Raw genomic sequence first — 13,798 nt, 5'->3', positions numbered from 1 at the left:
CGCGATTTCTATGAAGGAACCGACGATGTATCATCTCACCGCCCTCGTCACGCTGCTGGCGATCGCGTTTTATTTCTTCACCTCCATCAACGTCTCGCGCTCGCGCACCAAGACCGGCGTCAAGGTACCTGCGATGTCGGGGCATCCGGATTTCGAACGGGCCTTCCGCATCCAGATGAACACGTTGGAATGGATGCCGATCGTCCTGCCAGCCCTTTGGCTGTTCGCGATCTATATCAGCGACGCCATCGCGGCGGCGATTGGCGTGATCTGGATCATCGGCCGGATCGTCTATTTCATCGGCTATTCGCAAGCCGTGGCCAAGCGCGGCACCGGCTTTGCGATCCAGGCGCTCGCGGCAATGGCGCTGTGGGTCGGGGCGCTCGGGGCGGTGGTGCTGCGGTTGGTGTGAGGCAATCCGCCGCCACACATTCCGCTGCCGTCCCGGACAAGCGTAAGCGCCGATCCGGGACCCATAACCGCAGGAAGATGTCGTGATGCGAGCTGATCACTCCGAGTCCCCGTAACCACGCGTGCCTGTGGTTATGGGTCCATGATCGGCGCGCGCTTGAGGCGCGCTTGTCCGGGACGACAGCGAGGGTGTGGCGCTCGCTGTGCCACTTCCCTACTTCGTCAGCGGACAGCCGCTCTCCTTGGCGGTGAAGAAGGCCTTGTCGCCGGGGACGGTGGCGAGCAGCTTGTAATAATCCCAGGGCTTCTTCGATTCCGAGGGCTTCTTGACCTCGAACAGATACATGTCGTGGATCATGCGGCCATTCTCGAGCACCTTGCCGCCTTGCGCGAAGTCGTCGTCGACCGGCAGCTCCTTCAGCTTCTTGGCGACGGCATCCGGATCCTTGGTGCCGGCAGCCTTGACGGCCTTGAGATAGCTCAGCGTCGCCGAATAGGTACCGGCGTGGATCATGCTCGGCATCCGCCCGGTGCGCTTGAGGAAGCGCTCGCCGAGATTGCGCGTCCTGTCGTTGAGATCCCAGTAATAACCTTCGGTCAGCACCAGGCCTTGCGCGGCCTGCAAGCCGAGGCCGTTCACCTCGGCAAGCGTCATCAGGAGGCCCGCGAGCTTCTGGCCACTCGCGACGATGCCGAACTCGGACGCCTGCTTGATCGAATTGGTGGTGTCGAGGCCGGCGTTGGCGAGGCCGACGATCTTCGCCTTCGAGCTCTGCGCCTGCAGCAGGAAGGAGGAGAAGTCCGACGAATTGAGCGGAACGCGCACCGAGCCGAGCACCTTGCCGCCATTGGCGGTGACGATCTCGCTGGTGTCCTTCTCCAGCGCGTAGCCGAAGGCGTAGTCCGCGGTGAGGAAGAACCAGGTGTCGCCGCCGGCTTTGGTCAGCGCGCCGCCGGTGCCGACGCCGAGCGCGCGGGTGTCGTAAGCCCAGTGGAAGCCGTAGGGCTGGCAGGCATCGCCGGTGAGGCGCGATGTCGCGGCGCCGACGACGATGTCGATCTTCTTCTTTTCCTTGGAGAGCTCGTGGATCGCGAGCGCGACCGAGGAGGTCGTCAGCTCCGTGATCATGTCGACGTTCTCGACGTCATACCAGCGCCGCGCGATCGAGCTTGCGAGGTCAGGCTTGTTCTGGTGGTCTGCAGTGACGAGCTCGATCTTCTGGCCGAGTACTTCGCCGCCGAAATCCTCGATCGCCATCCTGGCCGCTTCGACCGACCATTTGCCGCCGTAATCGGCATAGACGCCGGACTGGTCGTTGAGGATGCCGATCTTGACGCCTTGCGCGGAGGCGGGAACCGCAATCAAGAGGGCCGAGGCCGCTGCGGCCCAAAGTGCTGATTTCATATGTTAACTCCCGGCATTCTTCTGTGAAATCGCGCGGATAGTAGTGAAGAACCCCGCGCGCGCCCATCCATTTCATGTTGGTCGTTAGTATGGGATTCTGCGTGCCACATTCTCCACCGTCGTCCCGGGGCGTGCGCAGCGCGAGCCCGGGACCCATAACCACAGGATGGTGTTTGGCGAAGACTCGCCGCTGTCGCGCTAAACCCCTCCCTGTGGTTATGGATTCCCGCGTTCGCGAGGATGACAGCGGAGGATGTGGCGGAGTCTTTGGCCATCGAGAGAGACGTCAGGCCATCGCCTCCGGCTTCTTGTCGCGCCGCCCTTCCGCCAGGTTCCGCACCACGACGTAGAAGATCGGTGTGAACAGAAGGCCGAACAGGGTGACGCCGATCATGCCGAAGAACACGGCGACGCCGACGGCCTGGCGCATCTCCGAGCCAGAGCCGGTCGAGATCACCAGCGGCAAGACGCCGAGGATGAACGCGAACGAGGTCATCAGGATCGGCCGCAAGCGCAGGCGGCAGGCATCGATGACGGCCTCCAGCCGCGGCTTGCCTTCGTTCTCGATATCGCGCGCGAATTCGACGATCAGGATCGCGTTCTTCGCCGCCAGTCCCACCAGCACGACGAAGCCGATCTGGGTCAGAATGTTGACGTCCTGGCCCATGACGCGAACGCCGATGGTGGCGGCGAGCAGGCACATCGGCACGATCAGAATCACCGCGAACGGCAGCGTCCAGCTGCCATATTGCGCGGCGAGGACGAGATAGACGAACAGCACGCAGATCGGAAATACGTAGAGACCGGCATTGCCGCCGGTGACCTGCTGATAGGACAGGTCGGTCCATTCGAAGGTGAAGCCGCTCGGTAAAGTATCGTTCGCGAGCTGCTTGATGGCGTTGAGCGCGGTGGTCGAGCTCGTGCCCGGCGCCGGCTCGCCCTGGAGTTCGGACGCCGCATAGAGATTGTAGCGCGCGACGCGGTCGGGTCCCGAGACGTCCTTGAACTCGACCACGCTGCCGAGCATCACCATGTCGCCGGAAGCGTTGCGCGTGCGCAGGCGCGCAAGGTCGCTCGGTTCTTTCCGGAACGGGAAGTCGGCCTGCGCGGTGACGTGGTAGGTGCGGCCGAACAGGTTGAAGTCGTTGACATAGGTTGACCCGAAATAGGTCTGGATCGTCTCGTTGATGTTGGAGATGGGCACGCCCAGCTTCTGCGCCTTGGTGCGGTCGATGTCGACGAAGAGCTGCGGCGTGTTGGCCGTGAACGGCGAGAACACCGAGGGGGCGAGCAGCGAGGGCGATTTGCGCGCGGCGGCGACAAGCTCGTCGGTGGCGGCTGCGAGCATTTCAGGCCCGCGGCCCTGGCGGTCCTGGATGCGGATGGCAAAGCCGCCGCCGGTGCCGATGCCGGGCACGGCCGGCGGTGGAATCACGATGATGAAGGCACCCTGGATCGCGGACAGGCGCTTGCGCAGCTCGGCCGTGATGGCATTCGCGGACAGGCCCTTCTTCAGCCGCGCCTCGGGCTCGTCGAACACCGGGAACAGCGCCGCCGCATTGCCGGCCTGCGTGCGGGTGGCGCCGGAGAAACCGGCAAAGGCGGCGACTCGAACGATGCCCGGCGTATCCAGCGAGATCCGCTCGATCTCGCGCACGACCTCGGTGGTGCGCGCCAGCGACGCCGCGCCCGGCAATTGCACGGATATGATGACGTAGCCGCGATCCTGCGCCGGGATGAAGCCCTGCGGCGTGGTCACGATCAGCCAGCCGGCGCCGCCGATCAGCACGACGTAGATCAGCAGCATCACCACCGAATGGCGAATCGCGAAATTGGCGAGGCCGGCATAGCCATGCGCCAGCCGGTCGAACACGCGATTGAACACGCCGGTGAACGCATTCCAGCCGCGCGCGATGATGTTCCAGGCGGCCGGCGGCCGCTTTTCTTCGTGTGGTGTGAGGATCTGCGAGGCTAGCGCGGGCGAGAGCGTCAGCGAGCAGAAGCAGGAGATCGCCGTCGCAACGGCGATGGTGACGGCGAATTGCTGGAAGAACTGCCCGGAGATGCCGCCGAGGAACGCGGTCGGGACGAACACCGCGCATAGCACCAGGGCGATCGAGACCAGTGCGCCGCCGACCTCCTCCATCGTCTTCAGCGCGGCATCGCGACGACTGAGGCCGTGTTCGAGATGGCGTTCGACATTCTCGACCACGACGATGGCGTCGTCGACCACGATGCCGACCGCGAGGACGAGCCCGAACAGGGTGAGATTGTTGATGGAGAAGCCGAGCGCCGCCATCACCGCGAACGTGCCGACCAGCGAGACCGGAATCGCGATGATCGGAATGATCGCGGGCCGCCATCCCTGCAGGAACACCAGCACGACGACGACCACGAGCAGCATGGCCTCGTAAATGGTCTTGATCAGCTCGTGGACCGACTGGGCGATGAACTCGGTCGGGTTGTAGCCGATATTGAAGTCGAGCCCCCTGGGAAAGCTCTCCTTGAGCCTCGTCATGGTGTCGGAGATGTTCTTTGCGGTCGCGAGCGCGTTCGAGCCCGGCCGCTGCGTCACCAGCATCGCGACCGCCGACTTGCGCAGCAGGAAGCTGTTGGTGCTGTAGGCCAGCGCCCCGAGCTCGATGCGGGCGACGTCGCGCAGCCGCACCGTGCGGCCGTCAGGGCCGGCCTTGATCAGGATATCCTCGAACTGCTTCTGGTCCTTCAAACGTCCGGTGAAGGTGAGATTGGGCTGGAAGGCCCGATCGGTGATCGGCGGCTCGGCGATCTGGCCGCCGGCGATCTGCACGTTCTGGGCGCGGATGGCCGCGAGCACCTCGGCCGAGGTCAGGCCGAGATTGGCGATTCTGTCAGGATCGAGCCACAGCCGCATCGAATAGTCGCGGGCGCCGAAGATCTGGATGTCGCCGACGCCGTCGATGCGCAAGAGCTGGTCGCGGACCTGGAGCAGCGCATAATTGGAGATGTAGAGCTGGTCGAACGTGTCGTCCGGCGACAGCATGAACACGACCATTAGGATGTCGGGCGAGTTCTTGCGGGTGGTGACGCCGTTGCGCTGCACTTCCTCTGGAAGGCGCGGCTGCGCGATGGCGACGCGATTCTGCACCAGCACCTGGGCCTTGTCGAGATCGGTGCCGAGCTTGAAGGTGACGGTGATGGTGAGCTGGCCGTTCGAGGTCGCCTGGCTGTAGAGATACAGCATGTCCTCGACACCGTTGATCTCCTGCTCGATGGGAGCTGCGACCGTGTCGGACACGGTCTGGGCGGAGGCGCCGGGATATTGCGTCGTGACGACGACGGTCGGCGGCACCACTTGCGGATATTCGGAGACCGGCAGCGTGGTGTAGGCGAGTGCACCGACGATCAGGAGCACGATCGACAGCACCATCGCCAAAATGGGCTGGTTGATGGAGAGGCGGCCAAGATTCATGACTTGCCACCGGCCGGCGCTTGCGCGGTCTGGGGAGCGACCTTGGCGCCGACGCGGGCGCGCTGGATGCCGTTGACGATGACGCGATCGTCCGGCTTCAGCCCTTCACGGATCACGCGCAGGCCGTCGTCGAGCGGACCGAGCACGACGGGGCGTGCCTCGACCGTATCATCAGGCTTGACCACGAACACGATCTTGCGGGACTGGTCGGTTGCGATCGCAGCGTCCGGAATCAGCAGCGCCTCGTAAGGCGCGCTGCCGATCAGGCGGACGCGGCCGAACTGGCCGGGCAGGATCGAAAGATCCGTGTTCTTCACCACCGCGCGGCTGCGCAGCGTGCCGGTCGACACGTCCAGCCGATTGTCGAGGAAATTGACGGTGCCCTCGCGCGAGGGCTTGGTCTCGCCGGCCAGCGTCACTTGCACCGGGTTCGCGGTATCGCGCGAACTTGGCCGCCGTCCTTCGAACCACAATTTGCTGTATTTGATGAACGTCGCCTCATCCATGTCGAAATAGATGTAGATCGGATCGAGCGCGACGATCGAAGTCAGCAGCGTCGAGGTGCCGGTGTCGCTGCCCTGCACGAGATTGCCGGGGCTGACGAGATGGCGGCTGACGCGGCCGGTCAAGGGCGCTGCCACATGCGTGAACTCGATGTTGAGCTTGGCGGCCTTCAGCGCGCCCTCGGCCTGCATCTCGGCGGCGTGCGCAGCCTGCAAGGCCTGGCGGCGCTGATCGACGACCTGTTCGGAGACCGCGCTGGTCTGCACGAGGCTGAGACCACGGTCGAGCTCGCGCTTGGCGAGCTCCACTCGCGCCCGTGCGTCTGACAGCTGGCCCTCCGCCTGAGTGGCCACCGCCTCGAACGGGCGCGGATCGATCACGTAGAGCAGGTCACCCTGACGCACGATGGCGCCGTCCTGGAATTCGACCGAGTTGACGAAGCCGCCGACCCGCGGCCGCACCTGGACCTCCTCCACCGCCTCGAAGCGGCCGGTGAACTCGTCCCAATCGGTGACTGTGCGCTTGACCGGCTGGGCGACCGTCACCGCCGGCGCCGGCGGAGCCGCAGCCTGCGATGCCGGCTTGTCGCAGCCGGACAGGGCGAACGCGGCGGCGAGAAGCCCGGCAATTGCGCTGACCTGAACGAAATCGTGCTTTTTGATCAACTGCCTGCTTCCGTCCGGTCCGCTCATCCCCAGGTCCTCGCATCAAAGCCGCAGAAGATGCAGGGTACGCCTCTACCTGCGGGCGCCACAAGATGTGTTGCAAAGATGAACTCTTCAAGACCAATGCGCGCGCAATGCTCCGAACGGCGCCCTGACCGGATGACGGGTTGACAGAGAGAGAGACGGTGCCGGGCAAGGCAGTTGCGGCAAGCCGAACCCTGCCGTGAACGACGGGCACTCGGAATTGCGAGCTTTTCCCGGCGGCTGTCCTTCGAGACGCCCGCTTCAGGCGGGCCCATCCTGACAAAGAGAGCTACTTACGCAGCCTGGCCTTGGCGCCGGCGACGATCTGCATGGTGACGCCGGCCATCCAGCCGACCAAGACGAGCCAGGTCCAGGCCATGTGCGGATCGAGCCGGAGCACGATCACGGCGACCGAGGCGAAGGCGGTGAGCGTGGCGGAGAGCGTGCCGGCGGCGCTCATGAGCTCGGCGGCGTCAATTTGGCTGTGCGCATCGTCGAAAGGCATCTGCGGCGTGTCGATGCCGAGATAGAAGCCGATGCCGCCGAGCAGCATCATCAGCAGCAGGAAGCCCTGCGTGGTGAGGGTGGGGATCGCCGAGCCGACATAGGCGCCGACGAACAATCCGCACGCGGCCCCCGCCATGGCAAGGCCAACGCGCTCGAACACATGGGCAGTTTTACGAAAACGAAAGCGCATGGCCAGCCTCCGCGAGGCGTTGAGTATGGAGAGGTTAGGCCAGTTTTGGGGGGCATGGAAGGTGAGGAGGTTTACGGATGCGTGAGGGGTGGCAGCGCGCGCACCCCACTCGCTCTCACCTCGCCCCGAACGTGGTCTTGCCGAACAGCGCCTTTTGCGTGGACGGCTGCGAGCGCCAGTATTGCGGCGGCGCCTCGACCACGCCGCCGAGCTCGGCGGCGGCGTGCCAACCCCAGCGCGGATCGTAGAGCAGGCCGCGGGCGAGCGCGACCATGTCGGCCTTGCCCGACGCGACGATCTCCTCCGCGTGCTTCGACTCGGTGATCAGGCCGACGGCGATGGTGGGCAGGCCGGTCTCGCGCTTGATCGCCTCTGCAAACTGCACCTGATAGCCGGGGCCGAGCGGGATTTTCTGCAGCGGCGAGACGCCGCCGGAGGATGCATCGATCCAGTCGACGCCGCGCGCCTTGAGTGCGTTCGCGAATTCGATGGTCTGTGCCAGATCCCAGCTGCCCTCGACCCAATCGGTCGACGACACCCGCATGCCGACCGGCTTGTCGGCGGGGAACGCGGCGCGCACCGCCTCGAACACCTCCAGCGGAAAGCGCATGCGGTTCGCGAGGCTACCGCCATATTCGTCGGTGCGCCGGTTCGAGATCGGCGACAGGAATTGATGCAAGAGATAGCCATGCGCGCCATGCACCTCGATGGCGTCGATGCCGAGCCGCGCGGCGCGCTTTGTGCTGTCGACGAAGGCCTCGCGGATGCGCTTCAAGCCCGCGGCATCGAGCGCGAGCGGCGCGGCCTCGCCCTCCTTGTGCGGCACCGCCGACGGCCCGACCGTCTGCCAGCCGCCCTGCTCGACCGGGATCAGCTGGCCGCCGTCCCAGGGGCGGGCGCTGGAGGCCTTGCGGCCGGCATGGGCGAGCTGCATTGCGATCGCGGTGGAGGAATGCTTGCGAACCGAATGCAGAATCGGCTTCAGCGCGGCCTCGCAGGCGTCGCTGTAGAGCCCGAGGCAGCCCGGCGTGATACGGCCGATCGCCTCGACATGCGTCGCCTCGATGCAGAACATCGCCGCGCCCGACAGGCTGAGATTGTTGATGTGGGTGAAGTGCCAGTCGGTGGCGACGCCGTCATCGGCCGAATATTGGCACATCGGCGACACCACGAGGCGGTTCTTCAACGTCAGTCCGCGCAGCTTGATCGGAGAAAAAAGGGCGCTCATGCGAGGGTCCGGGGCTGGAGAAATGGAAGCGATTGCATGAAGTTTAGTGGGTGGGCGGCGAATTGCCAGCCGCACGGGCAGCATGGCGACCAGCAGCGGCATGCATTGCGCTGGAGATGCCGCGGCGAACATGTCTCCCTATTGTCGTCCCGGATCCGCGCTTCGCTTGTCCGGGACGATGGAGGAATGCGGGCGTAACCCGCCCCTACGGCTTGATGCCGGCGGCCTTGATCAGCTCCTGATTGGCCGCCAGCTCGCGCTTGACGAGGTCGTCCATCTCGGCGGGCTTCATCGGCCTCGGTTCGAGCCCGAGCTTTGTCAGGCTCACCTGCGTCGCCGGCGTGGCCAGGACTTTCTCGGCGGCCGCGTGCAGCTTGTCGACGACCTCGCGCGGGGTCTTCGCCGGCACGAACACGCCGAACCAGATCTCGCTGTCGGCGTCCTTCAAGCCGATCTCGGCCGGCGTCGGCACATCGGGCAGCTCGGCAACGCGCTTCGGTGTCGAGACCACCAGCGCGCGCACTTGGCCCTCGCGGATCAGCGGCAACGCGGTCGCCAGCGGGCAGAAATACAGATCGATGCGCCCACCGAGAATGTCGGCGATCACTTCCGGGCCGGCGCGATACGGCACATGAATAGCCTCGATGCCGGCGGCGTAGCGGAACTTCTCGCTCGAGATGTGCACGGCGCTGCCGATGCCGACCGAGCCGAACGAGATCGAACCGGGCTTTGCCTTGGCAGCGGCGATGAAGTCCTGGATGGTTCTCCAAGGGCGCTCCTTCGGCACGATCATCACATTGGCACCGGATCCGATCATGAACACCGAGGCGAGATCGCGGCTGGGGTCGAAGCTCGCATTCGGGAACATCAGGGGCGCAATGGTCAGCGCCGACGACTGGGCGAGCAGGCTGTAACCATCGGGATCGGACTTCGCGACCGCCGCCGAACCGACCACACCGCCGCCGCCGGCGCGGTTTTCGATCACGATCGGCTGACCGAGTTCGGCGGAGAGATGCTCGAACACCAGCCGCGGCACCACGTCCGCCGCGCTGCCCGGACCGAACGGAATGGTCGCCTTGATCAGTCGCGCCGGCCAGTCTTGTGCCTGGACTTGTGTTGCAGCGGCGATCCAGAAGGACGCATATAGACAAAACACGCGAAGGAACCTGGTCATCGAAATCTCCGGTCGACTCTCGCGATCGCTGCAAGAACCGTTCCGGCGCGATCTCTACTCCGCCAGCGTGAATTGCAGCAGCAAAGTCCGCTGCAGCATCGAGAAATTGTCGTCGGAGATCAGCGTCAGCAGGGTCTCGCCCTCGCTCGTGACGTGAGCGTCGATGGCTTCCATGTTGTCGATCTCGTGGCCGAGATCGGCGGCGAACAAAGCGGGGCCGTCGACCAGCGCGCCAGGGGCGATCGATTTCAAGGGGATCGCGCGGATGCGGATGTTGACGCCGGTGAACCAGGAAAATTTGCGTTCGAGGATGAGGAGATCGCCCGAGGGCAGCAGCACCGCGTCGCTGATGTCGAAATTCTCCGAGCGGCGCACGCTGAACTGGCCGGGCGTCGAGCCGCCGATCAGGAAAGCGAGGAGGTTGCCGTCGGCATCGAGCCCGCGCTCGGAAAAGGCAATCAGCGTGCCCGCGAGCGGCTGGGCCTGACTCTTGCCCGGTCCCTGCCCTTTGGGCACGACGACCATCGCCTCCAGCCCCTTGTTGTAGGGCAGCTTGCGAAGGGACGGCGGGACGGCGATCACTTCGCCGCGGGCGCCCGTGGCGCCCTTGGCGAAATCATAGCGAAGGATCTGATTGACGCGTTCGAGCCCGACATAGACAAGGTTGCCGTCGCGCGCGAGCGACTCGGTATCGTACCAGAGCCGCTTCTCGGTGATCGGCCGCCCGTCCGCGCCCAGCACCGGCGCGGCCTCGACGTCGGCGAGCCCGATCATCTCGCGGCCGGAATAGCGGATCGTGCCGGTGAACCAGCCGCCCTGATCGGAGATGGCGAGAAAGCGCTCGCCCTTGGCGTCGAGGAAGCGGAGGCCCGACAGGCCGCCGAAGCCGCGATAGGGCGAGGTCAGCACCAGGCCGCTGCGAAAATCCAGCGAGCCGAAGCGCGTGCGCGAGCGATCGCGCGGCTCGAAATTGGCAATGCTGCGCGCGTTGACCTCGACGCTGACTGGCGCGGTGACGGCGTGCTCGAGCTGGAGGGCGCGCGGCGGCGGCTCGGACTTGGGCTGCAGCTGCGCCTGCGCCAAACGCGGCAGCGCGAGAGTGGAAAATCCCGCCGCCGCGAGGCTGACGAAGCTGCGGCGGGATGAAATCGTGCTCACGAATGCAATTTGCGTCGCGGGCGACCGGGTGCTTGCGTGGGCGCCGTGTTGGTCTCGCTGAAGAGCTCGGCAAGCTTCTCGGTGATGGCGCCGCCGAGTTCTTCGGCGTCCACGATCGTCACCGCGCGGCGATAGTAGCGCGTCACGTCATGGCCGATGCCGATCGCGATCAGCTCGACCGGCGAGCGGGTCTCGATCTCCTCGATGATGTGGCGCAGATGCCGCTCGAGATAATTGCCCGGATTGACCGACAACGTGGAATCGTCGACCGGCGCGCCGTCCGAGATCATCATCAAGATCTTGCGCTGCTCGGGCCGGCCGAGCAGGCGCTTGTGCGCCCAGTCCAGCGCCTCGCCGTCGATGTTCTCCTTCAAGAGGCCCTCGCGCATCATCAGGCCCAGGTTTTTCCGCGCACGACGCCACGGGGCGTCCGCGGACTTGTAGATGATGTGGCGGAGATCGTTGAGGCGGCCGGGATTGGCCGGCTTGCCGGCGGCAAGCCACGCCTCGCGCGATTGCCCGCCCTTCCAGGCCCGCGTGGTGAAGCCGAGAATCTCGACCTTGACGCCGCAACGCTCCAGCGTGCGCGCGAGGATGTCGGCACAGGTCGCGGCGACCGTGATCGGGCGGCCGCGCATGGAGCCGGAATTGTCGAGCAGCAGCGTCACTACGGTGTCGCGGAACGTCGCCTCCTTCTCGTGCATGAAGGACAGCGGGTGATAGGGATCGGTGACGACGCGCGACAGCCGCGCAGGGTCGAGGATGCCCTCCTCGAGATCGAATTCCCAGGCGCGATTCTGTTGCGCCATCAGGCGGCGCTGCAGCCGGTTGGCGAGGCGGGCGACGATGCCTTGCAGATGTGCGAGCTGCTTGTCGAGATAGGCGCGCAGCCGCTCCAGCTCGTCATGGTCGCAGAGATCCTCGGCGGCGATAACCTCGTCGAACTTGGGCGCGAAGGCGTGATATTCCGGCCCACGCGGCTCGTTCCTGCCGTGCTGGTTCGGGCGCGTCGCCTCGCCCGGCGTCTCGTCGTCACCGAGCTCGCCATCGTCGAAGGTGTCGGAGGTCGAGGCCTGCGCGCTTTCCATCGCGCTCTCGCTCATCTCCTCGCTGGTTGCCTGCGCCTGGTCGGCGCTCATCTCCTGCGCGGCGTCGGAATCGGGCGAGCCTTCGGCGCCGGACTGGTCGTTGTCGCCGTCCTGGTTCTCCTCGTTCTCGTCATTGTCCTCGCTGTCGGCGTTGCGCTCGTCGCCGAGCTCGAGTGCCGACAGCAGGTCATGCACGGCATCGCCGAACTTGGTCTGATCCTCGAGCACGCCGTCGAGCCGATCGAGCCGCTTGCCGATCTTGTCTTCGAGGATCGGTCGCCAGAGATCGACCATCTTCTTGGCCGCCGTCGGCGGCGCCATGCCGGTGAGGCGCTCGCGCACCAGCATCGCCAGCGCGTCCGCCAGCGGCGCGTCGGCGCGGTCGGTGATCTCGTCGAACTTGCCGCGGTGGAAATGGTCGTCGAGCATCGCGGTGAGGTTCTTGGCAACGCCCGCCATGCGGCGCGCGCCGATCGCCTCGACGCGGGCCTGCTCCACCGCCTCGAACACGCCGCGCGCCTGCGGATTGCCGGGCATCAGCTTGCGGTGAACCTTGGGATCGTGACAGGCGATCTTGAGCGCGATGGAATCGGCATGGCCGCGCACGATCGCGGCGTCACGCTTCGTCATCTTGCGCGCGGGCTCGGGCAGCCGCGCCTTGCCGGGCGCAAGTCCCGGGCGCTCGGCCGCGAAGGAGACGTCGAGCTCGGGCGCCTTTGCGATCGCCTTCAGACAGGAGGCGACCGAGCGCTTGAACGGCTCGGTCGGTGCTTCCTTGTTGCTGCGGAATTTGGAGTTGGAGGTGGTCATCTGACCCTATCTGTCGTCCCGGCGAAGGCCGGGACCCATAACCACCGGCCGCTCTTGTGTCAGGAAACTATCAGCGTCGCTTCAATCGAGATATCACGCGGTATGGGTCCCGGCCTTCGCCGGGACGACACACCGTGAGAGATCAGCTCAGCGCGACGTTGACTGCCGATTCCGGCAGCTCCGCATTGAAGCAGCGCTGGTAGAACTCGGCGACCAAGGGCCGTTCGAGCTCGTCGCATTTGTTGAGGAAGGTGACGCGGAACGCAAAGCCGATATCGCCGAAGATGTCGGAGTTTTCCGCCCAGGTGATCACCGTGCGCGGGCTCATCACCGTCGACAGATCGCCATTGGCGAAGGCGTTGCGGGTGAGATCGGCGAGGCGCACCATCTTGTTGACGATGTCGCGGCCCTCCTGCGTGCGATAGTGCTTGGCCTTGGCCAGCACGATCTCGACTTCCTCGTCGTGGCCGAGATAGTTCAGCGTGGTGACGATCGACCAGCGGTCCATCTGGCCCTGGTTGATCTGCTGGGTGCCGTGATAGAGGCCCGAGGTGTCGCCGAGGCCGACGGTGTTGGCGGTGGCGAACAGCCGGAACGCCGGATGCGGCTTGATCACCTTGTTCTGGTCCAAGAGCGTCAGGCGGCCCGAAACCTCCAGCACGCGCTGGATCACGAACATGACGTCCGGGCGGCCGGCGTCGTATTCGTCGAACACCAGCGCGACGTTGTTCTGCAGCGCCCAGGGCAGGATGCCGTCGCGGAATTCGGTGACCTGCTTGCCGTCGCGGACCACGATCGAGTCCTTGCCGACGAGGTCGATACGGCTGATGTGGCTGTCGAGGTTGACGCGCACGCAGGGCCAGTTCAGACGTGCCGCGACCTGCTCGATATGGGTGGATTTGCCGGTGCCGTGATAGCCGGTCACCATCACGCGGCGGTTCCTGGCAAAGCCCGCGAGAATGGCCAGCGTGGTGGCGCGGTCGAAGCGGTAATCGGAATCCACTTCGGGCACATGAGGATCGACTTCGGAATAGGCCGGGACTTCGAGATCACTGTCGATCCCGAACACCTGGCGCACCGACACCTTCATGTCGGGCAGGCCGGAAACTTCCTCAACTTTGGACAGGGCGGCGGTCGTCATCAATCCTCCGAGGTCCCGGGCGGTCCCGAAACCGGTTATTCG

General features: G+C 65.3%; 10 protein-coding genes. 1 reads left to right on the top strand and 9 read right to left on the bottom strand.

The genetic code is table 11. The features are described from left to right. Nucleotides 1–25 precede the first annotated feature (25 nt). Nucleotides 26–412, top strand: coding sequence for an MAPEG family protein (locus tag I6F33_RS32115; RefSeq protein ID WP_057027794.1), 387 nt, complete (start codon nt 26–28; stop codon nt 410–412). Nucleotides 413–625: 213 nt separating this feature from the next. Here the strand turns inward: I6F33_RS32115 and I6F33_RS32110 are convergent, their stop codons facing one another. From I6F33_RS32110 to cobS, 9 genes are all read right to left on the bottom strand, one after another. Next, on the bottom strand, nt 626–1,816 hold the full coding sequence (locus tag I6F33_RS32110) for an ABC transporter substrate-binding protein (protein ID WP_036014626.1): 1,191 nt from the start codon (nt 1,814–1,816) through the stop codon (nt 626–628). A 286-nt stretch (nt 1,817–2,102) separates the two neighbouring features. Beyond that, nucleotides 2,103–5,267 carry an efflux RND transporter permease subunit gene (locus I6F33_RS32105; protein WP_225127125.1) on the bottom strand — a complete coding sequence of 1,055 codons (3,165 nt, stop codon included), beginning with the start codon at nt 5,265–5,267 and terminating at the stop codon, nt 2,103–2,105. Further along, nucleotides 5,264–6,463 carry an efflux RND transporter periplasmic adaptor subunit gene (locus I6F33_RS32100; RefSeq protein ID WP_036026265.1) on the bottom strand — a complete coding sequence of 400 codons (1,200 nt, stop codon included), beginning with the start codon at nt 6,461–6,463 and terminating at the stop codon, nt 5,264–5,266. The genes I6F33_RS32105 and I6F33_RS32100 overlap by 4 nt, the downstream gene beginning before the upstream one ends. 286 nt (nt 6,464–6,749) lie before the next feature. Next, on the bottom strand, nt 6,750–7,157 hold the full coding sequence (locus I6F33_RS32095) for a hypothetical protein (RefSeq protein ID WP_109141731.1): 408 nt from the start codon (nt 7,155–7,157) through the stop codon (nt 6,750–6,752). 115 nt (nt 7,158–7,272) lie between these two features. Continuing rightward, the gene (locus I6F33_RS32090) at nt 7,273–8,385 is read right to left on the bottom strand and encodes an NADH:flavin oxidoreductase/NADH oxidase (protein ID WP_225145201.1); all 1,113 of its coding nucleotides are present in this window, start codon (nt 8,383–8,385) and stop codon (nt 7,273–7,275) included. A gap of 205 nt (nt 8,386–8,590) precedes the next feature. Next, nucleotides 8,591–9,559, bottom strand: coding sequence for a tripartite tricarboxylate transporter substrate binding protein (locus I6F33_RS32085; protein ID WP_225145200.1), 969 nt, complete (start codon nt 9,557–9,559; stop codon nt 8,591–8,593). Between the two features lie 54 nt (nt 9,560–9,613). Continuing rightward, the gene (locus tag I6F33_RS32080; protein WP_225145199.1) at nt 9,614–10,717 is read right to left on the bottom strand and encodes an esterase-like activity of phytase family protein; all 1,104 of its coding nucleotides are present in this window, start codon (nt 10,715–10,717) and stop codon (nt 9,614–9,616) included. Beyond that, entirely contained in the window at nt 10,714–12,615 is a 1,902-nt protein-coding gene (gene cobT / locus I6F33_RS32075) for a cobaltochelatase subunit CobT (RefSeq protein ID WP_225145198.1), read from the bottom strand. Before cobT ends, I6F33_RS32080 begins: the two co-directional genes overlap by 4 nt. Nucleotides 12,616–12,757: 142 nt before the next feature. Next, nucleotides 12,758–13,756, bottom strand: coding sequence for a cobaltochelatase subunit CobS (gene cobS / locus I6F33_RS32070; RefSeq protein WP_225145197.1), 999 nt, complete (start codon nt 13,754–13,756; stop codon nt 12,758–12,760). Nucleotides 13,757–13,798 lie beyond the last annotated feature (42 nt).

Source organism: Bradyrhizobium sp. BRP20, assembly GCF_020194215.1.
GTDB lineage: Bacteria > Pseudomonadota > Alphaproteobacteria > Rhizobiales > Xanthobacteraceae > Bradyrhizobium > Bradyrhizobium yuanmingense.
Note: the sequence above shows the minus strand (reverse complement) of the source record. Positions and strands in the feature narration are given on the sequence as shown.